Source organism: Variovorax sp. UMC13, from assembly GCF_014170375.1.
GTDB lineage: Bacteria > Pseudomonadota > Gammaproteobacteria > Burkholderiales > Burkholderiaceae_C > Variovorax.
In genome coordinates, this window is record NZ_LZZW01000031.1 from 395,934 (window position 1) to 416,297 (window position 20,364).

Sequence of the window (20,364 nt, forward strand, 5' to 3'; positions counted from 1 at the left end):
ACGGTTCAGAAATCCGCCGACACCGACACCAGCAGCGTGCGGGGCGCGCCGATCGTCAGGCCCTCGCGCGCCGCGGACTGCCAGTAGTTCCTGTCCCCCACGTTCTCGAGGGTGGCGCGCACCGTGATCGGCACGTTGCCGGTCACGAAGCGATAGCGGGCGCCGAGGTCGAAGCGCGTCCAGCCCGGGATCTGCTGCGTGTTGCCGACGTCCACGTACTGCGCGCTGGTGCGCAGCGCGCGGGCGGTGAAGCTCAGGCCGGGCAGGAAGGGGGCGTCCCATTCACCGGCGAGGTTGAGCTGGAACTTCGGCGTCGCGGGCGCGGTGCGGCCGTTGTTCTCGCCGCCTTCGGTGCGCGTCAGCACGCCGTCGGTGTAGGCGAAGCCGGCCAGCAGGCGCACGCCGGTGGCGGACTCGCCCTGGGTGATGAGCTCGACACCCCGGTTGCGCTGTTGCCCGTCGGCGCTGAAGCGCAGCGTCGCCGGATCGAGGAAGCTGCTGGCGCGTTCGATCTGAAACACGCTCAGCGTGGTGGCGAAGCGGCCGAAGTCGTACTTGGCGCCAAGCTCGATCTGCTTGGCCTTGGTCGGCGGGAACACCTCGCCGGCGTTGGAGGCGCCCGACGGCGCGGTCGGGCCCTGGCTCAGGCCCTCGATGTAGTTGCCGTAGAGCGAGAAGGCATCGGTGGCCTTCACCACCAGCGCCGCCACCGGCGTGACGGCGGACTTGTCGTAGTGCGCGTTCCGCTTGCCGCTCACGGGATCGAAGCCCGAGGTCTCGACCTGCTGGTGGCGTGCGCCGAGGGTCAGCTGGATGCGGCGATCGCTCGAGAAGATCGTGTCGGCCACGGCGAGGCTGCGCAACTTCGTCTCGGCCACCTTGGGGATGTACGCATCGACCGTGATGTTCGGCTGCGCGATGTCGGCCGGTTGGTAGAGATTGGAGAAGAGGAAGGCCCCGTTCTGCCGGCGCGTGCCCTGCTCCGAGTTCAGCGTGCTGACGCTGAGCACCGCTTCATGGCGCAGCGAGCCGGTGGCGAACTTGCCGCGCAGGCCGACCTCCGCGGTCTGGGTGTCGACCTCTTCGTTGAGCCGCGCGGGCCGTCCGGCGATCGCGCCGAGGCTGTCCTGCATCAGCCAACTGGTCTGCAGGCTGCGGAAGTCGTAGCGCATGGCGCCGACGGCGCCGTAGGCCGTGAGGTTCGGTGCCAGGTCCACTTCGGCACGCACCATGGCCGAGAGCTCCTTCGACTTCCAGTAGGTCCAGGCCGGCAGGAAGTTGGTCCTGGCGTCGGGTGCCGGGCCGATGGCCGTGCCTGCCTCCGGCGGGAACAGCAGGCCGCTGCGCGCATGCGTGAGGCGGTTCTGGTAGCTCAGGTCGGCCTCCAGGCGCACGCGATCGCCCTGATAGTCCACGCCCAGCGTGAAGGCTTCGAGGTCTTCCTTGGAATGGTCGACCGGCGTGTCGCCCGAGCGCTTGAGGATGTTGGCGCGCACGCCCCATCGCTTGTCCTCGCCGAGGCGGCGTGCGATGTCGAACTGCGTGCCGAACTGGCCGTCGTCCATGTACGACAGCGTCACGCGGTTGAGCGGCTCGATGCCGGCGCGCTTGGGCACCAGGTTGATGGAGCCGCCGACCGAACCGGCGGGCGCCATGCCGTTGAGCAGTGCGTTCGGGCCCCGCAGCACTTCGACGCGCTCGATGCCGATGAGGGAACTGGCGTTGCGCGGCGAGATGCCGTAGAGCCCGTTGAAGGACACGTCGTAGTTGAACAGCGTGAAGCCGCGGATGTTGAACTCGTCCCGGCCGGCGCCGCGCGAATAGGTGTTGCGCACCGAGGGGTCGTTGACCAGCACGTCGCCGAGGTTCTGTGCCTGCTGGTCTTCGATCAATTGCGCGGTGTACTGCGTGGCGCTGAAGGGCGTGTCGAGCATGTCCCGGTCGCCCAGCAGGCCGATGCGACCGCCGCGTGCCACCTGACCGCCCGCATAGGGCCCCGGCGAGCGGGTGGCGGATTCGCTGACCTCGACCACCGGCAGCGTCGGCGCGCCCCCGCGGCCCGAGGCCGCCGGCCGGACCAGCACCGAGGCGCCATCCACCATCGCCTCGAGGCCGCTGCCGGCCAGCATCCGGTCCAGCGCCTGCTGTGGGGTCCATCGGCCCGATACCGCCCGCGCTGTCTTGCCGGCCACCAGCGCGGCCGGGAAACTCAGCTGCAGGTTGGCCAACCGGGCCAGCTCGTTGAGGGCCTGGCCGAGCGGCTGTGCGGGGATCGAGAACGCCATCGCGCTCGAGGTGGCCGCGCCGCTCTGGGCATGCGCGGAAGGGGCGAAACCGGCGACGAAGGTCGCGGTGATGGCAGCCGCCAGGGTCAGCGGGGAAAGGTTGAAACGCGCGGCGCGCATGGATCGGGAACTCCTCGGTCGGTGGTCGTTGTCAGGCGGCCTCCATGGAGCGCTCGCCTGGTCCTCCCGCTGTAGACGCACCGGTCCGAAGCAAACCTCAGGTCGAGAACGAAAAAATCCCGAAAAAGATTTCAGGGCTTGCGCAGCACGATCTCGCTGACCTCGCCCTGCGGCACCAGCTTGACGGGCAGCACAAACGGCAGCGACTCGGCGAAGCGGCCGAACTGCTGCAGGCTGTAGCTGCCGCCGACCGGCAGCTTGGCGACGGCCGGGTCGCGGATCACCAGGCCGGTGCTGCGGTAGCGCTCGAACTCGGCCAGGGCCTGGGCCAGCGGCGTGTGGTCGAAGCTGATGCGCCCGCTGCGCCACGCGGCGACGGCCGCGGGCGCGACCTGGGTCACGGTCCCGAGGCGGCCGTCGTCTTCGCCCACCAGCATCTGGCCGGCCACCAGTTCGATCGGCGCTACGGCGTCGTCCTGCCCCGGGGCCTGGCCCGGCGCGCGGCTCACGCGCACATGGCCCTCCTCCACCGCGACCACGGTCCGGCCCGCATCCAGGCCCGAGCTCGTGTGGCGCACGGAGAAGCGCGTGCCGACCACCACGATGTGCAGCTTGCCGGCCCACACGTGGAAGGGGCGTTCCTTGTCGGCATGGACCGAGAACAGCGCCTGGCCGTCCTGCAGCCGGACCTCGCGCCGGTCGCGGAACAGCCGCGCCTCGAGCCGGGTGGCGGTGTCGAGCTGCACCGAGCTGCCGCGTGCCGGATCGTCGGGCAGCCTGGCCACGATCTGCTGGCCGCGTTCGGTGGCGAAGGCCTGCTCGAAGGTCGGCAGCGCCTGCCAGCGCGTCCAACCCATCCAGCCGCCGCCGACCAGGGCCACCGCCAGCACGGCGACGGCCGCGGGCGCGGCCAGCGCACCGAGGCGCCAGCCGCGCCGCGGTTCCGGCGCCGCTTCCGGCAGGCCGCGGCGCAGCGCGGCCACCGCGTCGCCGGGCAGCTGCCGCAGCTGCCCCACCGTGGCCGCCATGTCCTCGAGCGCGGCCGCATGCCGGGGGTCGGCCGCCAGCCAGGCCTGCAGCGCCGCCCGGCCTTCGGCGTCGAGTCCGTTGCGCCGGCGGGTGGCCCAGGTCGCGGCCGCCAGATCGAGCGCGCGCACCTCCGCCTCCGCCCCGGGGGCAGCGGCATGGCGATCGGAAGCGGTCGTGATCATGGGGATTGAAAAAACATCAGCGCTCGAGACTGTAGACGCACGAGGGGTGCCGAATCCTCAGCTTGCGTCGTCGCATCGGACGGTCCATCAGGTCGGCGTCCGCTCCGGGGCCGGATCGTCCCGGCCTTCGAGCTGGCGTTCGCACTGCTTGCAGGCCAGCATGCCGCGCACCACGTGCTTCTCGACCATGCTGACCGAGATGCCCATGCGCCGGGCCACCTGGGCATGGGTGAGCTCGTCGAAGACGTGTAGCACGAAGGCCTCGCGGCAGCGCGGGGGCAGGCCCTCGATGGCCTCGACATAGGCGCGCAGCACCTGCTGCGAGGCCAGCGCGCCCTCGGGCTGCAGGTGCGGCGGGGCGGCGGGCTGCTCTTCCTCGGGGATCGCGTCCAGGCTGTCGTGGCGACGCACCTCGGCGCGCCGGTGCCGGTCGACCAGCAGGTTGCGCGCGGTGCGGTAGAGCAAGGCCCGCACGTCGAGGATGCTGCGTCCGGCATGCTGAACGGCGAGCACGCGGGCGTAGCTCTCCTGCGCCAGGTCGGCCGCCGTGTCGCGGTCGTTCACCTGACGATGCAGAAAGTTCAGCAGCTCGCGGTAATAGCGCTCCAGCAAGGCACACCCCATGGCGGCTTGCCCGGCTGCGCGACCGACGATCGCAGAGCTTGAAGAGCCGAATCCACCAGAACAATAAGAATTGTTCTTATTATCATCCAGACGCCGAGCGGCGCCCCGCGCGGCCGCATGGCGCAAGATCCGCACGCATGACACCCTTCCGCTCCCTGGCGCTGGCGGCGCTGCTCCACCTCCCGGCCCTGGCCCTGGCCGAGCCCGGCGTCGAGGTCGGCTTCTCGCCCGAAGGCTCGGCGCGGGCGCTGGTGCTGAAGACCCTCGGCAGCGCGACGCAGAGCATCCAGATGCTGGCCTACGCCTTCCAGGCGCCCGACATCGTGCAGGCGCTGGTCGACGCGAAGCAGCGCGGCGTGGAGGTGCGCATCGTGGTCGACGCGAAGCGCAACCGCGGCAAGGCCAGCCGGGCGGCGATGGACACCGTGACCCGCCACGCCATCGCGCTGCGCACCAACGACCGCTTCCACCTGCACCACGACAAGGTGATCATCGTCGACGGCCACACGGTCCAGACCGGTTCCTTCAACTTCGCCCCCTCCGCCGAAACCGCCAACTCCGAGAACGTGGTGGTGCTGCGCGAGATGCCCGAGGTCGCGCGGCCCTACCTCGCGCACTGGCAGTCGCGCTGGGACCTCGGAACGCCCTACCCGCCGCCGTGACGCGGGCCGCCCCAAGCTTCTTGCATTTGATTCACATTCTGGTTTATCGTCCCTCGCCAACAACTTCAACACCGGCCATGCGTGCATCGGCCGGGGTAGGCTCCCCTGCCGCCCGAGCAGGTCCTAGTGCTTGCGAGGGGTTCATCTTTGAATGCGTCGGGCTTGGTTGCGGAAGGCATCGCGCTGCTCCAGAGGCAGCCTGAGATCGCCCTGTTCCTGGTGCTGGCCCTGGGCCATGCGGTCGGCCAGATCCGCTTCGGACCGATCCAGCTGGGCGGCATCTGCGGCACGCTGATCGCGGCGCTGGCCGTGGGCCAGTTCGACATCCACCTCGCCGACAGCGTGAAGAACACCTTCTTCATGCTGTTCATCTTCGCGCTCGGCTATGCGGGCGGCCCGTAGTTCTTCGCCAACCTCGATGCCAAGGGACTGCGGCTGGGGCTGCTGTGCCTGGTCGAGGTGGTGGTGGTGCTCGCGCTGGTGCTGGGCGCGGCCTGGTGGCTGCAGCTGGACCGCGGCACGGCCGCCGGGCTGATGGCCGGCGCGGCCACCGAATCGGCCGTGGTGGGCACGGCCACCGACGCGCTCTCCAAGCTGGCGCTGCCCGCCGACGCCATCCGCCAGCTGCAGGCCAACGTGGTCACGGCCTACTCCATCACCTACGTGTTCGGGCTGATCGCCATCGTGGTGGCGACCAGCCAGGTCTTTCCGCTGCTGCTGCGGGTGGACCTGCGCGCCGAGGCCGACCGGCTCTGGAAGACGCTGGGCGGCGGCGCCGAGGATGCGGCCGCCGCCAGCGCCACGCCCGAGATGATCGGGCGCGTGTACGAGGTGTCGCAGGGGCGTGGCCGCACGGTGGGCACGCTGAGTGCGCTGTTCGAGGGCCGCGCCGTGATCGAGCGCGTGATGCGCCGCGGCCAGCCGCTGCCGGTCGAGCCCACGCTGCGCCTGCGCAGCGGCGACCGGGTGCTCGCCATCGGTCGGCGCGAGGTGCTGGTGAACGTGGCCGAATTGCTGGGCCGCGAATTCGCCGACACCGCGGCCTTCGACGCCGTGGTCGAGACCACCGAGGTCGTGCTCACGCGGCGCGTCCCCGCGGGCCAGACGCTGCACGCACTGCACGCGGCGATGCCGCCCCAGGTGCAGCTCATCGGCCTGCTGCGCGACGGCCGCACCATGCCGCTGCTGCCCGCGATGGCGCTGCAGCGCGGCGACATCGTCAAGCTCTACGGGCCGGTCGCCGAGGTGAACGACGCGGTCGCGCGCACCGGCGAGCGCGTGCTGGCCTCCTCGCACAGCAACATCAGCTACGCGTCGATGGGCATCCTGCTGGGCGTGTTCATCGGCGGCTTCGGCCTCACGCTGGGCGGCGTGCCCTTCTCGCTGGGCACCGGCGGCGGCGCGCTGCTCACCGGCCTGGCCTTCGGCTGGTACCAGGCGCGCCACCCGCACCGGTTGAGCATCCCGCCCGATGCACTGGCGCTGATGAAGGACCTGGGCCTGGCCACCTTCATCGCCTGCGTGGGCCTGGCCTCGGGACCGCAGGCAGTGGCGCTGGTGCGCAAGTTCGGCATCGCGCTGCCGCTGGTGGGCGTGGCGGTGGCCATCGTGCCGGCCTGCGTCTCGCTGTTCATCGGCCACAAGCTGCTGAAGCTCGAGGCGCCCGTGCTGCTGGGCGCCATCGCCGGCCAGCAATGCAGCACGCCCGCGCTCAGCGCGGTGCAGAACGCGGCCGGCAACACCACGCCGCTGCTGGGCTACACCATCACCTACGCCATCTCCAACGTGGTGCTGCCGCTGATGGGCCCGCTGATCGTGGCGCTCGCGGGCATGCTGCCGGCCCCTCATCCCTGATCCGTCCTCTTCAATCCCAAGGAACCGACCCATGGAATGGCTGCACGAGCTCTTCAAGAAATCACCCGAGATGGCGCTCTTCCTGTCGCTCGCGGTGGGCTACGCGATCGGCAAGATCAAGTTCGGCAAGTTCCAGCTCGGCGGCGTGGCCGGCTCGCTGCTGGTGGCGGTGCTGGTGAGCCAGGTGGGCGTGCAGATCGACAGCGGCGTCAAGGCCGTGCTGTTCGCGCTGTTCATCTACGCGGTGGGCTTCGAGAGCGGCCCGCAGTTCTTCAGCTCGCTGGGCCGGCAGTCGATCAAGGAGATCGTGCTGGCTGCGGTGATGGCGCTGACCGGCCTGGCCACGGTGGTCGTGATGGCCAAGGTCTTCGGCCTCGACAAGGGGCTGGCGGCCGGCGTGGCGGCGGGCGGGCTCACGCAGTCGGCCATCATCGGCACCGCGGGCGACGCCATCGCCAAGCTGGGGCTGGCGGCCGACGAGACCGCGCGGCTGCAGGGCAACGTGGCGGTGGGCTACGCCGTGACCTATGTGTTCGGCTCCTTCGGCGCGATCCTGGTCTGCGTGAACATCCTGCCCAAGCTCATGGGCCGCAGCATCCGCGACGACGCCATCGCGGCCGAGACCGCGATGCAGGCCGGCGTGAAGGTGCTCGGCCCCGACCAGGAAGACGCCGCGCCCTCGCTGGTGGGCCGGATCTACGAGTTGGTGGACGAGCCCCAACGCAGCATCGCCGACATCGAGAACGCCGACCCGGCCACCACCATCACCATCGAGCGCGTGAAGCGCGCGGGCAAGCTCATCGAGCCCAGCCCCGCGCTGGTGCTGCACCGCGGCGACACGGTGCTGGCCGTGGGCCGGCGCGACGCGGTGGTGGCCAGCGCGCCGCTGCTCGGGCGCGAGGTCTATGCGGTCGAGGGCATGGAGCTCACCATGCTAAAGCGCGAGATCGTGCTGACCAACAAGGCCTTCGACAAGAAGACCGTGGCCCAGATCCGCGAAGCCACGGCCGGCGGCGTGCGCCACGGCATCTTCGTGGTGCAGTTGAGCCGCATGGGCACGGTGCTGGCCATGCGGCCCGACACGGTGGTGCAGGTGGGCGACATGGTGTCGATCTACGGCGCCGAACAGGACGTCAAGCGCGTGGCCGCGACCATCGGCGACACCATCGTGCCGAGCGCCAAGACCGACTTCGTCTACCTCGGCGCCGGCCTGGTGGTGGGCCTGCTGATCGGCCTGCTGAGCGTGAAGCTGGGCAGCATCCCGCTCACGCTCGGTTCGGGCGGCGGCGCGCTGCTGGCCGGCCTGCTGTTCGGCTGGTACCGCGCGAAGAAGCAGAGCTTCGGCGCGCTGCCGCCGGGCGCGGTGCAATTGCTCAAGGACCTGGGGCTGGCCGGCTTCGTGGTCGTGGTGGGCCTGCAGTCGGGCCTGCAGGCGGTGGAGACCGTGCGGCAGCTGGGCCTGACCATCTTCGGCGTGGGCGTGGTCGTGACCATCGTGCCGATGCTGCTGACCATGCTGTTCGGCCGCTACGTGCTGCGCTACACCAACACCGCCATCTTCGCGGGCGCGCTCAGCGGCTCGCGCAGCGCCAACCCGGCCTTCGGCGAGGTGCTGGACAAGGCGGAGAACACCACCCCCACCGTGCCGTTCGCCATCACCTATGCGCTGGCGAACGTGTTCCTCACGCTGCTGGGCCCGCTGATCGTGGCGCTGGTCTGAGCGACGCTTTCCTCTTCTGACGGTCTTTCAACCAAGGAGCATTTCCATGGATTTCGGCGACGTGCAAAAACTCGGCGGCCTGAGCCCCTTCGAACTCAAGGACGCATTGATCCAGGTGGCGCGCGAGAGCGACCGGCTGATGCTGAACGCGGGGCGCGGCAACCCCAACTTCCTCGCGACCACGCCGCGCCACGGTTTCTTCCAGTTCGGGCTGTTCGCGATGACGGAGAGCGAGCGCTCCTTCGTTTACATGGACGGCGTGGGCGGCTTCCCGCAGCGCGAAGGCATCGAGGCGCGCTTCGAGATCTTCACCAAGGCGCACGAGGGCCAGCCCGGCGTGCGCTTCATCGAGGCCGCCGTGTCCTATGTGCGCGACCAGCTGGGCCTGTCGGCGGGCGACTTCATCTACGAGATGTGCGAGGCCATCCTGGGCTGCAACTACCCGGTGCCCGACCGCATGCTGCGGCTCAGCGAAACCATCGTGGGCCAGTACATCCACCAGGAAATGATCGGCACCCATCCCTTCGTCGGCCATTTCGACATGTACGCGGTCGAGGGTGGCACCGCCGCCATGACCTACCTGTTCAACAGCCTGCGCGAGAACCACCTGCTGCAGGCCGGCGACACCATCGCGCTGGGCATGCCGATCTTCACGCCCTACATCGAGATCCCGCGCCTCAACGACTACCAGCTGGTGGAGCTGTCGATCGAGGCCACGCCAGAGAACCACTGGCAGTTCACGAAGAAGGAACTGCAGAAGCTGCTCGACCCGAAGGTCAAGGCCTTCTTCCTGTGCAACCCGAGCAACCCGCCCTCGGTGAAGCTCAGCGACGAGGTGCTCGAGGGCATCGCCGAGATCGTGAAGAAGCGGCCCGACCTGATCATCCTCACCGACGACGTGTACGGCACCTTCGCCGACGACTTCAAGTCGCTGTTCGCGATCTGCCCGCGCAACACCATCCTGGTCTATTCGTACTCGAAGTACTTCGGCGCGACCGGCTGGCGCATGGGCGTGGTGGCGACCCACGAGGACAACATCATCGACCGCCAGATCGCCGCGCTGCCCGAGGCCACGCGCAAGGAACTCGACGAGCGCTACGGCAGCATCACCACCGAGCCGCGCAAGCTGAAGTTCATCGACCGGCTGGTGGCCGACAGCCGCACCGTGGCGCTCAACCACACGGCGGGCCTGTCGACACCGGTGCAGGCGCAGATGGTGATGTTCTCGCTGTTCTGCCTGATGGACGAACCGCAGTCGTACAAGAAGGCGATGAAGCGCATCGTGCTGCGCCGCAAGGAGGCGCTGTACCGCGAACTGGGCCTGCCGCTGCCGCAGGACCCGAACTCGGTCAGCTACTACCACCTGCTCGACCTGCAGGACATCGCGACGCAGATGCACGGCGCGCGTTTCGGCGAATGGATCCTGACGCGGCTCCAGCCCAACGAGGCGCTGTTCCGCATCGCGCAGGAGACCAGCATCGTGCTGCTGCCCGGGCGCGGCTTCGGCGGCACGCACGCGTCGGGGCGGGTCTCGCTGGCCAACCTCAACGAGTACGACTACGCCAACATCGGGCGCGCGCTGCGGCGCATGGCCTCGGAATTCTTCGAGCTCTTCGAGCAAGAGAAGGCGGGCGACGCGGGCAAGGCCAAGGCCAGGCCGGCTGCCGGCGGGAAGAAGAAGAGGAAATGACCGGCGTCAGTTGCGCGTGAACTGCGCATCGAGGAAGGCCAGCACGTCGCGCGTGGCCTCCTCCTTGCGCGCGACGTTCGTCCAGAACGAGGCGCCCTTCTTCATGCAACCCTTGTTCATCTCGCCCAACAGCGCCAGGTAGCTGGCCTCGGTGAAGTGCTTGCCGCCGTAGGCGAAGCGGCCATCGGGCTCGGCGAACACCTCGCAGTCGATGTAGGTCTCCACGGTGGCGAGGCGGAACAGGCGCGTGTGGGCCGGGTCGCCGTCGAAGCCGTGGCTCGCGCCCGCATAGACCTTGACGTCGATCTTCCCGCCGGCGTTCGCATACTCCCTGGCCAGCTTCTCGCAGGGCGCCACACCGGTGTAGTCGTCCTTCTCGCCGAGCACCATGAAGACCACGCTGGCCGGCCGGGGCTCGCGCGGGCGGCCGCTGCAGGCCGGATAGAAAGGGATGGCGACGGCGAAGCGCTCGGCCTGCTCGGGCAGGTAGGTGCGATCGGCCGCATAGAGCGCCACCAGGCCGCCGCGCGAGAAGCCCATCACCGCGATGCGCGCCGGCGCGTGCGACCGCTCGACCAGGAAGCGGCGCGCGGCGAAGGCGTCGCGTGTCTGCTGCAGCGCCGTGAGCTGGCCCTGGTTCTCGCCCGTGCTGGCGATGCCCCGGGGGCCGAAGGTGTCGATCGCCAGCACGGTGTAGCCCTGCGCGCTCAGGGCGCGGCCGTAGTGGCCTTCGCGGTGATCGGACCAGCCCGAGGAACCGTGCACCAGCACCACCGCCCCCTTCGAGGCGATACCGGCGGCCTTGAACAGCACGCCCTGCAAGGTGCGCGCGTTGCCCGAAAGCTCGGCCACCTCGAAGGCCACCGGCTCGCCGCCGCGCGGCTGCGCGTGGGCAGGCGGCGGGCCGCTCCAGGCCAGGACCGACACGGCGGCCAGCAGACAACTGCGCGTCACGCTGGCGATTGCAATCTTCATCGTCGCTCCTCGCATGGCGACCGGCGCGCCAAGGCGCCATGGTGATCACGGCGACGGACGCTGTCCAGCGGCCGGGCCCGCCCCCCACCCTTCGGCATAGACCGCCTTTCCGATCCACCCGCCCGCCGGATCGTGGTAGACCTCGGCCACGCGTCGGCGATCGAAGGCCGGCCCTGTGAGACGCCAGGAAGCGCCGGCGTCGCTGTCGGCTGACACGGATGCCGGCCCCGCCGCGCTATGTTGCCGTGCGGTCGGAAACCATTCGGAATCTGGAGGACGCGCCAGGGCCTGAGCACAGGCCCTCACAGGAATACGACATGAAGGTTCTTTCGACAAGCTTGATTTGCGCCACGGCCGCCATGCTGGCCGCGTGTGGCGGCGGCGGTGGTGGTGGTGGCGACGTCGTCGGCGCCAGCAACTCGCCGCCGGCAGCCCAGGCGCAGGACGACCTGCCGCCCCCACTTGGCGGCACGCTGCAGGCCACGGCCGCGGCCCCGACCTATCCCTCGGGCTCAGGCGAACTGGCCGCCTTCAACCAGCTGCAGAAAGTCCGAACGGGTTGCGGCTTCGGTGCGCTGAACCAGAACGCCAAGCTCGACGCCGCCTCGCTGGCCCATGTGAACTACCTGCTCGAGGACTCGAGCGCCAACACGCTGACCGTCGGGCACACCGAGACACCCTCCAACGCCTTCTTCACCGGCGCCCGCCCGCAGGACCGGGCCTCCGCGGCGGGCTATGGCGAGAACGTGAGCGAGATCCTGTCGGCCAAGGCCCGCACCTTCCTGGCGAGCGACGCCGGCCAAGCGCCCGGCGATGCCGCCTTCGGGCTGATGGCGATGCAGGGTCTGCTGAACACGGTCGCGCACCTGTCGGCCGCGATGAGCGGCGCGCGCAGCGTCGGCCTGGCCGATGGCACGCGGCGCTTCGATTCGACGCAGAACGGCTTCGCGCTCACGACCCTGCAGTACCGCTTCGGCGCGCTGCTCGGCGCGCAGGAAGGCACGCAGCTGCTGGGCGCCGGCAACGTCGCCCACTATCCCTGCGCGGCCACGCAGGACGCCGAATACGCCTTTGCGCCCGCCACCGAAGCCCCGAACCCCTTTCCCGCCATCACCGACACCGCCGCCCTGGTCGGCCCGCCGATCTACCTGCGTGCCGATGCCGGCGCGCTGCTCAAGGTCGACAGCTTCGGCATGAAGACCTCGAGCGGCACGACGGTGCCGGTGCGCACCGACGTGGGTGCGATCCAGGGCCACGAATTCTTCATGGTGCCGCGCGACCCGCTCCAATCGGCCTCGGTCTACACCGTCAACTTCAAGGGCTCCGCGAACGGGCAGGCCTTCGACCGGACGTTCAGCTTCAGGACCCGGAACTGAAGCGCAGGCCGACACCGCGTCAGCGCACCCCGATATCGACGCGCTCGGCCAGGAAATCCAGGAAGGCACGCACGCGCAGCGGCAGGTAGCCGCCCTGTCCGACGAACACGGCGTGGACTTCCTCGATGTCGCCCGGGTTGGCGTCCTCGAGCACCGGCAGCAGCCGGCCCGCCGCGATGTCCTCACGGACCTGAAAGGCCGCCAGCCGCGCCAGGCCCAGGCCGGCCAGGACCAGCCGGTGCAGCGCCTCGCCATCGCTGGCCTGGGCGTTGCCGGTGACGGGCACCACGATGTCTTCGCCGCCGTGTCGCAGCGGCCAGCCGGATTGCGCACGCGCGTAGCTGGTCCCCAGGCGGTTGTGCGAGAGCAGCGCCTCCGGCGTGGCCGGAGTGCCGTGGCGCGCCAGATAGCCGGGCGTGGCGACGATCACCATGCGCGTCTCGCCCAGCTTGCGTGCCATCAGGTTCGAGCTCTTGAGCGGGCCCGCGCGCACCGCCACGTCGGTGCGCTGCTCGAGGATGTCGATCACCTCGTCGGTCAGCACGATGTCCAGCGTCACCTCCGGATGGCGTTGCAGGAATTCCGGCGCCAGCGGCAGCAGGAAACGATGGCCGAAGGGGACGTTCGCGTTCACCCGCAGCCGCCCGCGCGGCGCCGCGTGGGCGCTGGCGCAGCGCTCCGCTTCGTCCAGATCGGCCAGCAGGCGCACGCCGCGTTCGTAGAAGACGCAGCCCTCGGGCGTGAGCTGAAGCTGCCGCGTGGAGCGGTTCACCAGCCGGGTGCCGAGCCGCTGCTCCATGCGCGAGATCAGCTTGCTGATGGCCGAAGGCGTCATCCCGCAGGCACGGGCCGCGGCGGAGAAACCACCGAGTTCGATGACCCGCACGAACACTTCCAGCTCACCGGATCGGTTGACTTCCAGTCGCGCCATGACAGTTCCTCGATGAGTTCAGCTCACAGATGTGTTTCCGCAAAACAGGCTGGTTCGATTATGTCTTTGAATTCATCATTGATGGACGAACTGCTACTGAAGTCATCCATATGAAGACGCTTTCCAAACCCTCGGCCGCCGCGGTGCTGGCCCTCGCCCTGTCTGCCGGCGCCTCGATGGCCAGCCCCGCGGGGCTCCCCCCTACGGCCTGGGTCGCCACCTGGAGCGCCCCGCCGCAGCCGGTCTGGGGACCGGATTTCCTGTTCCCGCTCAACCTGCCGGCCGCCTTGCGCGACCAGACCGTGCGCCAGGTGGCGCGTGTGAGCCTGGGCGGGCCGCAGGTGCGCATCGTGCTGTCCAACGCCTACGGGCGCCAGCCCCTGCGCGTGGGCAGGGCCACGCTCGCCAGGCCGTCGACGGGCAGCGCGATCGCCGCGGACAGCCTGCGCACCGTGAGCTTCGGCGGGCAGGAGGCGGCGACCATCGCGCCGGGCGCCGCCTTGCTCAGCGACCCCGTCGCGCTGCCCGTCGCCGACCTGGAACAGCTCGCCGTGAGCCTGTACCTGCCGGAGGACGTGCCGCTCAGCACCTTCCATTGGGACGGCCGCCAGACCGGCTGGATCGTCGCCGGTGACCAGACCACCCTCCCCTCGCTGCGGACCGACGAACCCGATGCACGGAGCACGACGGCACGCACGCTGCTGGCGGGCATCCAGGTCGAAGCCGCGCAGGCGGCACGCGCGGTCGCGGTGATCGGCGACTCGATCACCGATGGCGCCGCCGCCGGCCTCGACCAGGACCACCGGTGGCCGGACTTCCTGGCCGCGCGCCTGGCGCCGCACGGCGTGGCGGTCGTCAATGCCGGCATCTCCGGCGCCCGCCTGCTGTCCGACGGCATGGGCGTCAATGCCTTGGCGCGGCTGGAGCGCGACGTGCTGGCACAGCCCGGCGTGCAGAGCGTCGTCGTGATGCTGGGCATCAACGACATCGGCTGGCCGGGCACGGCCTTCGCACCGGCCAGCCCCCGGCCCACGCTCGAGGCGCTCACGGCCGGCTATCGCCAATTGGTCGCGCAGGCCCACGGCCGCGGGGTGCGCGTGATCGGGGCAACGCTCACGCCCTTCGAAGGCGCCCTGCCCGGCACGCCACTGGACAACTACTACCAGCCCGACAAGGACCGCCTGCGCCGGCAGGTCAACGACTGGATCCGCACCAGCGGCGTGTTCGATGCCGTGATCGACTTCGATGCGGTGCTGCGCGATCCCGCCCACCCCGCGCGCCTGGCTTCGCGCTTCGATTCGGGCGACCGGCTGCATCCCGGCGACGAAGGCCATCGCGCGATGGCCGAAGCCGTCGACCTCGAGGCCTTGCTGCCGACGAACGCAGGGGAGCACTGAGACATGCTGTTCACGCCTCACCGCATCGGCAAGCTCGAATTGCCCCATCGCATCGTCATGCCGCCCATGACCCGCTCGCGCGCCGGTGCCGGCAACGTGCCCACGGCGCTGATGGCGGCGTACTACGCCCAGCGCGCCTCGGCCGGACTGATCGTCAGCGAGGGCACGCAGATCAGCCCGCAAGGTCAGGGCTATGCCTGGACGCCCGGCATCCACAGCGCCGAACAGGTGGCCGGCTGGCGCGCCGTCACCGACGCCGTGCATGCGGCGGGCGGCCGCATCTTCGCGCAGCTGTGGCATGTGGGCCGGATCTCGCATGTCTCGCTGCAACCCGGCGGCGCGGCGCCGGTGTCTTCGTCGCCGCTGAGTGCCGAAGGTGTCAAGGTCTTCATCGACCCCGAGGGGAAAGGCCCGCAGGCCGGTGTCGGCGGCATGGTGCAGCACTCGGCGCCGCGCGCCCTGTCCGAAGCCGGGATCGCGCAGGTGGTGCAGGACTTCGCCGCGGCCGCGCGCAACGCGCTGGAAGCCGGCTTCGACGGCGTCGAACTGCACGCGGCCAACGGCTACCTCATCAACCAGTTCATCGACTCCCGGGCCAACACCCGCACCGACGGCTACGGCGGCTCACTGGCCGGGCGGCTGCGCTTCCTGCGCGAAGTCACTGCGGCCGTTGCGTCGGTGGTGGGGCGCGAGCGCCTGGGCGTGCGGCTGGCGCCACTGACCACCCTGCAGGGCGCGGTGGACGACACGCCCGAATCCACCTACCTGGCGGCGGCCAAGGTGCTCGACGAGATCGGCGTGGCCTACCTCCACATCGCCGAAGCCGATTGGGAGGACGCGCCCGAGATGTCGGCGGCGTTCAAGGAAGCCCTGCGCCTGATCTACGGCGGGACCTTGATCTATGCCGGCCAGTACACCGCCGAGCGCGCCGAGGCCGCCCTGCGCAAGGGCTGGGCCGACCTGATCGGTTTCGGCCGCCCCTTCATCGCCAACCCGGACCTGCCCGAACGCCTGCGCCTCGGCATGCCGCTGAACGTGCCGGACGCGAGCCGGTTCTTCGGCGGGGCGGCGGCGGGCTACACCGACTACCCGTACGGGCGGCCGGCGGCATCGGACCCCACGCCGGAAGCGGCCCACGCGCGCGCCGCGGGCCGGCCATGAACGAAGCGCTGGAACTCGACCGTCCACGCGCGGCGTCGGTCGTGGCGCGGGCCGCGGAACCGAGCGCTCCCCGTGGCGGGCCCGCTCCCGGAAAGGCCCCGCCGTTTCACGGCAGCGGCCCGACGCGGCAGTTCTGCTCCGGGCCGCCGGGCAGCTGCACGATGGCCTCCGGCCCCTTCTGCCAGAAAAGCGCCTCGCCCTGGTCAAAGCGGCCGGTGTACCTCGCGCCCGATCCCGACATCGCGATGCCCAGCACGTGGTGGCGGTCCGGCCCCGCGAGGTCGACCAGCGCGGGCTCGACGTTCACGAAGGTGGCGTTCAGCGCCGGCGCATCGCCCGGGCAGCGCACCGCCAGCGGGCCGATGGAGAGGCTGCCGCGGTCGTTGCGCCGCGTCGCCGGCGGCAGCGCCGCGCGCAGTTCCGCGATGCGCACCACATAGGCGTCGCGCGTGCAGGCCTTGGCGTCCGTCGACTTCCAGCAGTCGTCGCGGCCCTTGATCCAGCCGCGCTGCGTCGCCGCCAGGGTCTTCCTCTGCTGCGTGTTCTGGCCGGAGGCCTTGCGCGCCAGTGTGTAGAGCCGCGCGTTCTCGCGGTCGAGCGCGGCCAGCATGTCGTCCTGGCAGACGGCTTGCTGCACCGCCCCCTCGGCCCGGCTGCAGTCGAAACTCGGTGCCGCGGCCAGGGCCTGCCGGGCCGCGCAAAGCGCGACGAGCAGGCCCAGGCGTGCTGCGGCGTGGGCTGAAAAGCGCATGACATGGTCCCCCTGTGATTGCCTGGAAAAAATAGCCCGACAGTGTTGCCGGCCCTCGGCCCCGCCGCAAGCCGATCTCGGCCCTATCCGGCTTCGCCGGGCGTCCAGTCGGGGCTGTAGCCGCCCAGCGTCGGGTGGTACATCTCATCGCCCGTGTGCTGGGTGAACTCGACGTTGAGTCGATCCTCCGGAATGCCGAGCAACTCGATGCAGTGGGCGCAGAGCGCCTTGGCCAGCGCCATGCGCAACTCGGGCGGCCGGCCCTGGCGGATGTCCAGCATCATCAACGACACCGGCACCGGTGCGCCGGCCGCGTCGGGGATGCGCCAGAGCCCTCCTTCGCCGAGCTCGCGGATCGCGACGCTGATGCGCCGGATGTCCACGGACATCATCTCGGCGTAGGTGCGGCACATCTTCTCGGCCAGGCGCTGCTTGAGCGCCGTCGGGTACTGCGCGGGGGTGTCGATCTGAAGATAGGGCATGGCGGGCTCCGGGTGGTGAAAGTGAGGACCTCATGCCGGGTGCCTGCGTTGGCTCACGGCGCGCGGTCGCGAACATGGACGATCGCTTCGGCACGCGTGTGCAGGCCCAGCTTGTCGAGGATGCTCGACAGCTGGTTGCGCACGGTCTTCTCGCTCTTGTGCAGCTGCCGGGCAATGGCCTGGTTGTCCTGGCCCATGGCCACGAGGCGCAACACCTCGCGCTCGGCCGGTGTCAGCGCGGCATCGCCGATGCCGTGGCCGGTACCGGGCGCGTCGCTGCCCAGGAAGGCACGCAGTTCGGCCAGGAAGACGGGCCAGGCCGGTTCCGTGTCGAGCAGCACGTGGTTGTCGCTGTCCAGGGGCACGAAGCGCGCCCCCGGGATGAGCGCGGCCAGCCGCAGCCCCTCGTCGAAGGGCACGCGCGCATCGCCGCGCGCGTGCAGCACCAGCGTGGGCACCCGCAGCTGGCGCGCCAGCGCGGTCACGTCGATGCGGTGGAAGGCCTCGAGCGTGCGCGCGGCGTTCTCGGGGCTCGCGGTCAGGCGCTCCAGTTCGTTCCACCACTGGTGCTGCGTCGGGGTGCCGCCCGGGATGAACTGGTTGGTGAACACCTGGCGGAAGGCCGCGTTGTCGCGGCCCCATCCCAGCCGGATCAGGTTGACCAGGGTCTCGGCTTCCAGGCGCTCGGCGTGGTCGGTGGCGCGTTGCAGCGCGCCGCGCGCGTAGGCGCCGGGCAGCACCAGCTGCGACACCCTGTCGGGATGGCGCACCGTGAAGGCGATCGCCACCGCGCCGCCCTGCGACATGCCGATCAGCGGGAAGCGACGCAGGCCCAGGCCGTCGACCACGGCCTCCAGGTCGCCGACCCAGGCATCGAGCGAGAAGTCGCTCACGCTGCTGTCGGACAGGCCGCAGCCGCGCTGGTCGTAGCGGATGTACTGGTGGTCGCGCGAGAGTTCGGCCAGCCACGGTCGCCAGACGGGACTGTGCAGGTCGTGCTCGACATGGCTCAGCCAGTGCGCGCAACGCACCAATGGCGCGCCGGCGCCGATCGAAGCGATCGCGATGCGGGTGCCGTCGGCCGCGGTGCAGAAGCGCAGGCTCTGGCGCGGCAGCGGGGGTGGACTCTGTACACCGGGCATGCCCGATTGTCTCGCTTCTGGGCCATCGGTCCCAGGCCCGGGGCACGGCCGATCGCGTCTGGCCGACGGCGTGGGACGGGCGCCCCATGCGCCGCCGCCGGCACCGGTGAATCCTTGGACTCCGTCGATCCGAACGTGCCCAACCGAAAGGAATTGCCATGCACAACCACCCTGCCCCCCTCGAAGTCTCCCGCTACGCCAAGACCATCGAGGCCTCCAAACGCATCCGCTGGGACATCGACCGCGACGTGATCCGTGGCCGCGGCTTCGACCTGGCGCACACTTTCCTGCCCGACGGCCTGTCGCTGGCCGACGAACTGAGCTTCCTGAGCCCGGCCGAGCACCGCTTCCTCAGCCAGGTGCAGGGCCGCACCTACGCCAACATGTTCGGCCTGGTCGAGCGCTTCATCGGCGCGAAGATGCTGGAAGTGAGCCGCGACCACTGGTTCGGCGACCAGACCGCGCTCGAAGCCATCGTGCGCTTCACCGACGAGGAGCTCAAGCACCAGGAACTCTTTCGCCGCATCGAGGTGCTCGCGGGCGCCGACATGCCGGCGGGCTACCGCTTCGACGTGTCGCCCAACGACGTGGCGGCGTTCGTGCTGGGCAAGTGCACCTGGGCCGTGCTCGCGCTGACCTGCCACATCGAGCTGTTCTCGCAGGCGCACTACCGCGCGAGCATCGACGCGGCCCGCGACCTGTCGCCCCTGTTCAAGGATGTGTTTCTCTTCCATTGGCGGGAGGAGTCCCAGCACGCGATCATCGACGAGCTGGAATGGGAGCGCGAGGACGCCAGGCTGGCGTCCGACGCGCAGCGGGACGCGGCCGTGGACGACCTCATCGCCCTGGTCGGCGGCGTCGACGGCATCCTGCAGGCCCAGGCCCAGGCCGATGCGGCGTACTTCCTGGCCGCGAGCGGCATGGCCCGGGACGGCGCACGCGCAGCGCAGGTCCACGCCACGCTGCTGAAAGCCTACCGCTGGCAGTACATCGTTTCCGGCACCCTGGAGCCACGCTTCCAGAAGGTGCTGGGCCGGCTGGTCAGCGACGCACAGATGGCACGCATCCAGGCCGCGCTGGCGCCGCTGGGCTACGCGGTGCCGGCGTGCGAGACGGCGTGAGCTTGCCGTCCGCGAACGTCCTGCGGCCCTCGTCAGCGCTGGAAGAAGGCCAGCAGGTCGGCATTGATCACGTCCGCGTTCGTGGCGCACATGCCGTGCGGGTAGCCGGGATAGACCTTGAGCGTGGCGTCCTTGACGAGCCCGGCCGTCAATTCGCTCGAGAGGGCGATCGGCACGACCTGGTCGTCGTCCCCGTGCATCACCAGCGTGGGCACGTCGATCTTCTTCAGGTCCTCGGTGAAGTCGGTTTCCGAGAAGGCCTTGATGCCTTCGTGCTGCGCCTGGATCGAACCCATGATGCCCTGCTGCCACCAGTGCGCGCGGATGCCTTCGGAGACCACCGCGCCCGGGCGGTTGAAGCCATAGAAGGGCAGCGTGAAGTCGCGGAAGAACTGCGGGCGGTTGGCCGCCACGGCGGCGCGGATGCCATCCAGCACCTCCATGGGCACGCCGTTCGGGTTGGCGGCCGTGCGCGCCATGTGCGGCGGCACCGCGCTGATCAGCACCGCCTTGGCCACGCGCCGGCTGCCGTGGCGGGCGATGTAGCGCGCCACTTCGCCGCCGCCGGTGGAGTGCCCAACGTGAATCGCCTGCTCCAGGTCCAGGTGCGCCGTGAGGGCCGCGAGGTCGTCGGCATAGTGGTCCATGTCGTGGCCGGTCGCACCCTGGCTAGAGCGGCCGTGGCCGCGGCGGTCGTGCGCGACGACGCGGTAGCCCCGGGCCAGGAAGTACAGCATCTGGCCGTCCCAGTCGTCCGCGCTCAGCGGCCAGCCGTGCGAGAACACGATGGGCTGGCCCGTGCCCCAGTCCTTGTAGAAGATCTGGGTGCCGTCGCCGGTGGTGATGAAGCTCATGGGTGCCT

17 protein-coding genes and 1 pseudogene are annotated in these 20,364 nt (G+C 70.1%); 9 read left to right on the forward strand and 9 right to left on the reverse strand.

The window, feature by feature from the left end; genetic code table 11:
• Positions 1-5: 5 nt before the first annotated feature.
• The 3 genes from A9977_RS26965 to A9977_RS26975 form a co-directional block, all read right to left on the reverse strand.
• Positions 6-2,405, reverse strand: a complete 2,400-nt coding sequence (locus A9977_RS26965; protein WP_183027861.1) for a TonB-dependent receptor — start codon at positions 2,403-2,405, stop codon at positions 6-8.
• 131 nt (positions 2,406-2,536) lie between these two features.
• On the reverse strand, positions 2,537-3,616 hold the full coding sequence (locus tag A9977_RS26970; protein WP_183027862.1) for a FecR domain-containing protein: 1,080 nt from the start codon (positions 3,614-3,616) through the stop codon (positions 2,537-2,539).
• Positions 3,617-3,703: 87 nt separating this feature from the next.
• Positions 3,704-4,228 carry a sigma-70 family RNA polymerase sigma factor gene (locus A9977_RS26975; protein WP_183027956.1) on the reverse strand — a complete coding sequence of 175 codons (525 nt, stop codon included), beginning with the start codon at positions 4,226-4,228 and terminating at the stop codon, positions 3,704-3,706.
• A 149-nt stretch (positions 4,229-4,377) separates the two neighbouring features.
• Between A9977_RS26975 and A9977_RS26980 the strand changes: the two genes are divergently transcribed.
• The 5 genes and pseudogenes from A9977_RS26980 (at position 4,378) to A9977_RS26995 (ending at position 10,166) form a co-directional block, all read left to right on the forward strand.
• On the forward strand, positions 4,378-4,902 hold the full coding sequence (locus A9977_RS26980; protein WP_183027863.1) for a phospholipase D family protein: 525 nt from the start codon (positions 4,378-4,380) through the stop codon (positions 4,900-4,902).
• A gap of 219 nt (positions 4,903-5,121) precedes the next feature.
• Positions 5,122-5,586: pseudogene (locus tag A9977_RS34685) on the forward strand (aspartate-alanine antiporter); the annotation flags it as partial.
• 633 nt (positions 5,587-6,219) lie between these two features.
• A complete protein-coding gene (locus A9977_RS34690) occupies positions 6,220-6,756 on the forward strand; it encodes a hypothetical protein (protein ID WP_310936203.1) in 537 nt (178 codons plus the stop codon).
• A gap of 31 nt (positions 6,757-6,787) precedes the next feature.
• A complete protein-coding gene (gene aspT / locus A9977_RS26990) occupies positions 6,788-8,476 on the forward strand; it encodes an aspartate-alanine antiporter (RefSeq protein WP_183027864.1) in 1,689 nt (562 codons plus the stop codon).
• Between the two features lie 46 nt (positions 8,477-8,522).
• Complete coding sequence (locus A9977_RS26995) at positions 8,523-10,166, forward strand: bifunctional aspartate transaminase/aspartate 4-decarboxylase (RefSeq protein WP_183027865.1); 1,644 nt, start codon at positions 8,523-8,525, stop codon at positions 10,164-10,166.
• Between the two features lie 6 nt (positions 10,167-10,172).
• On the opposite strand, the gene A9977_RS27000 is transcribed toward A9977_RS26995, so the two are convergent.
• Positions 10,173-11,141: a dienelactone hydrolase family protein gene (locus A9977_RS27000; RefSeq protein WP_183027866.1), complete on the reverse strand. Its 969-nt coding sequence runs from the start codon at positions 11,139-11,141 to the stop codon at positions 10,173-10,175.
• 317 nt (positions 11,142-11,458) lie between these two features.
• Here A9977_RS27000 and A9977_RS27005 point away from each other — a divergent pair, with 317 nt between their 5' ends.
• On the forward strand, positions 11,459-12,517 hold the full coding sequence (locus A9977_RS27005; protein WP_183027867.1) for a hypothetical protein: 1,059 nt from the start codon (positions 11,459-11,461) through the stop codon (positions 12,515-12,517).
• A 19-nt stretch (positions 12,518-12,536) separates the two neighbouring features.
• On the opposite strand, the gene A9977_RS27010 is transcribed toward A9977_RS27005, so the two are convergent.
• A complete protein-coding gene (locus tag A9977_RS27010) occupies positions 12,537-13,448 on the reverse strand; it encodes a LysR family transcriptional regulator (protein ID WP_183027868.1) in 912 nt (303 codons plus the stop codon).
• A gap of 110 nt (positions 13,449-13,558) precedes the next feature.
• Between A9977_RS27010 and A9977_RS27015 the strand changes: the two genes are divergently transcribed.
• Positions 13,559-14,845 (forward strand): SGNH/GDSL hydrolase family protein, encoded by a 1,287-nt coding sequence (locus A9977_RS27015; RefSeq protein ID WP_183027869.1) that lies wholly within the window; start codon positions 13,559-13,561, stop codon positions 14,843-14,845.
• 3 nt (positions 14,846-14,848) lie between these two features.
• On the forward strand, positions 14,849-16,006 hold the full coding sequence (locus A9977_RS27020; protein ID WP_183027870.1) for an alkene reductase: 1,158 nt from the start codon (positions 14,849-14,851) through the stop codon (positions 16,004-16,006).
• A gap of 106 nt (positions 16,007-16,112) precedes the next feature.
• On the opposite strand, the gene A9977_RS27025 is transcribed toward A9977_RS27020, so the two are convergent.
• The 3 genes from A9977_RS27025 to A9977_RS27035 all read right to left on the reverse strand — a co-directional run bounded on the left by A9977_RS27025 (position 16,113) and on the right by A9977_RS27035 (position 18,381).
• On the reverse strand, positions 16,113-16,757 hold the full coding sequence (locus A9977_RS27025; RefSeq protein WP_183027871.1) for an MliC family protein: 645 nt from the start codon (positions 16,755-16,757) through the stop codon (positions 16,113-16,115).
• Positions 16,758-16,840: 83 nt separating this feature from the next.
• Entirely contained in the window at positions 16,841-17,239 is a 399-nt protein-coding gene (locus tag A9977_RS27030; RefSeq protein ID WP_183027872.1) for a tautomerase, read from the reverse strand.
• A gap of 53 nt (positions 17,240-17,292) precedes the next feature.
• Entirely contained in the window at positions 17,293-18,381 is a 1,089-nt protein-coding gene (locus A9977_RS27035) for an alpha/beta fold hydrolase (RefSeq protein ID WP_183027873.1), read from the reverse strand.
• A 158-nt stretch (positions 18,382-18,539) separates the two neighbouring features.
• On the opposite strand from A9977_RS27035, the gene A9977_RS27040 reads away from it, so the two are divergent.
• Positions 18,540-19,502, forward strand: coding sequence for a hypothetical protein (locus tag A9977_RS27040; protein WP_183027874.1), 963 nt, complete (start codon positions 18,540-18,542; stop codon positions 19,500-19,502).
• 32 nt (positions 19,503-19,534) lie between these two features.
• On the opposite strand, the gene A9977_RS27045 is transcribed toward A9977_RS27040, so the two are convergent.
• Positions 19,535-20,356 carry an alpha/beta fold hydrolase gene (locus A9977_RS27045; protein WP_183027875.1) on the reverse strand — a complete coding sequence of 274 codons (822 nt, stop codon included), beginning with the start codon at positions 20,354-20,356 and terminating at the stop codon, positions 19,535-19,537.
• Positions 20,357-20,364 lie beyond the last annotated feature (8 nt).

Bases quoted from the DNA above. Each gene is read 5' to 3' on its own strand.
- A9977_RS27005 (WP_183027867.1), top strand. From the start codon at position 11,459: ATGAAGGTTCTTTCGACAAGCTTGATTTGCGCCACGGCCGCCATGCTG.
- A9977_RS27030 (WP_183027872.1), bottom strand. From the start codon at position 17,239: ATGCCCTATCTTCAGATCGACACCCCCGCGCAGTACCCGACGGCGCTC.
- A9977_RS26995 (WP_183027865.1), top strand. From the start codon at position 8,523: ATGGATTTCGGCGACGTGCAAAAACTCGGCGGCCTGAGCCCCTTCGAA.
- A9977_RS26965 (WP_183027861.1), bottom strand. From the start codon at position 2,405: ATGCGCGCCGCGCGTTTCAACCTTTCCCCGCTGACCCTGGCGGCTGCC.
- A9977_RS27020 (WP_183027870.1), top strand. From the start codon at position 14,849: ATGCTGTTCACGCCTCACCGCATCGGCAAGCTCGAATTGCCCCATCGC.
- A9977_RS27010 (WP_183027868.1), bottom strand. From the start codon at position 13,448: ATGGCGCGACTGGAAGTCAACCGATCCGGTGAGCTGGAAGTGTTCGTG.
- A9977_RS34690 (WP_310936203.1), top strand. From the start codon at position 6,220: ATGGGCATCCTGCTGGGCGTGTTCATCGGCGGCTTCGGCCTCACGCTG.
- A9977_RS27015 (WP_183027869.1), top strand. From the start codon at position 13,559: ATGAAGACGCTTTCCAAACCCTCGGCCGCCGCGGTGCTGGCCCTCGCC.
- aspT (WP_183027864.1), top strand. From the start codon at position 6,788: ATGGAATGGCTGCACGAGCTCTTCAAGAAATCACCCGAGATGGCGCTC.
- A9977_RS27045 (WP_183027875.1), bottom strand. From the start codon at position 20,356: ATGAGCTTCATCACCACCGGCGACGGCACCCAGATCTTCTACAAGGAC.
- A9977_RS27035 (WP_183027873.1), bottom strand. From the start codon at position 18,381: ATGCCCGGTGTACAGAGTCCACCCCCGCTGCCGCGCCAGAGCCTGCGC.
- A9977_RS27025 (WP_183027871.1), bottom strand. From the start codon at position 16,757: ATGCGCTTTTCAGCCCACGCCGCAGCACGCCTGGGCCTGCTCGTCGCG.
- A9977_RS27040 (WP_183027874.1), top strand. From the start codon at position 18,540: ATGCACAACCACCCTGCCCCCCTCGAAGTCTCCCGCTACGCCAAGACC.
- A9977_RS26970 (WP_183027862.1), bottom strand. From the start codon at position 3,616: ATGATCACGACCGCTTCCGATCGCCATGCCGCTGCCCCCGGGGCGGAG.
- A9977_RS27000 (WP_183027866.1), bottom strand. From the start codon at position 11,141: ATGAAGATTGCAATCGCCAGCGTGACGCGCAGTTGTCTGCTGGCCGCC.
- A9977_RS26980 (WP_183027863.1), top strand. From the start codon at position 4,378: ATGACACCCTTCCGCTCCCTGGCGCTGGCGGCGCTGCTCCACCTCCCG.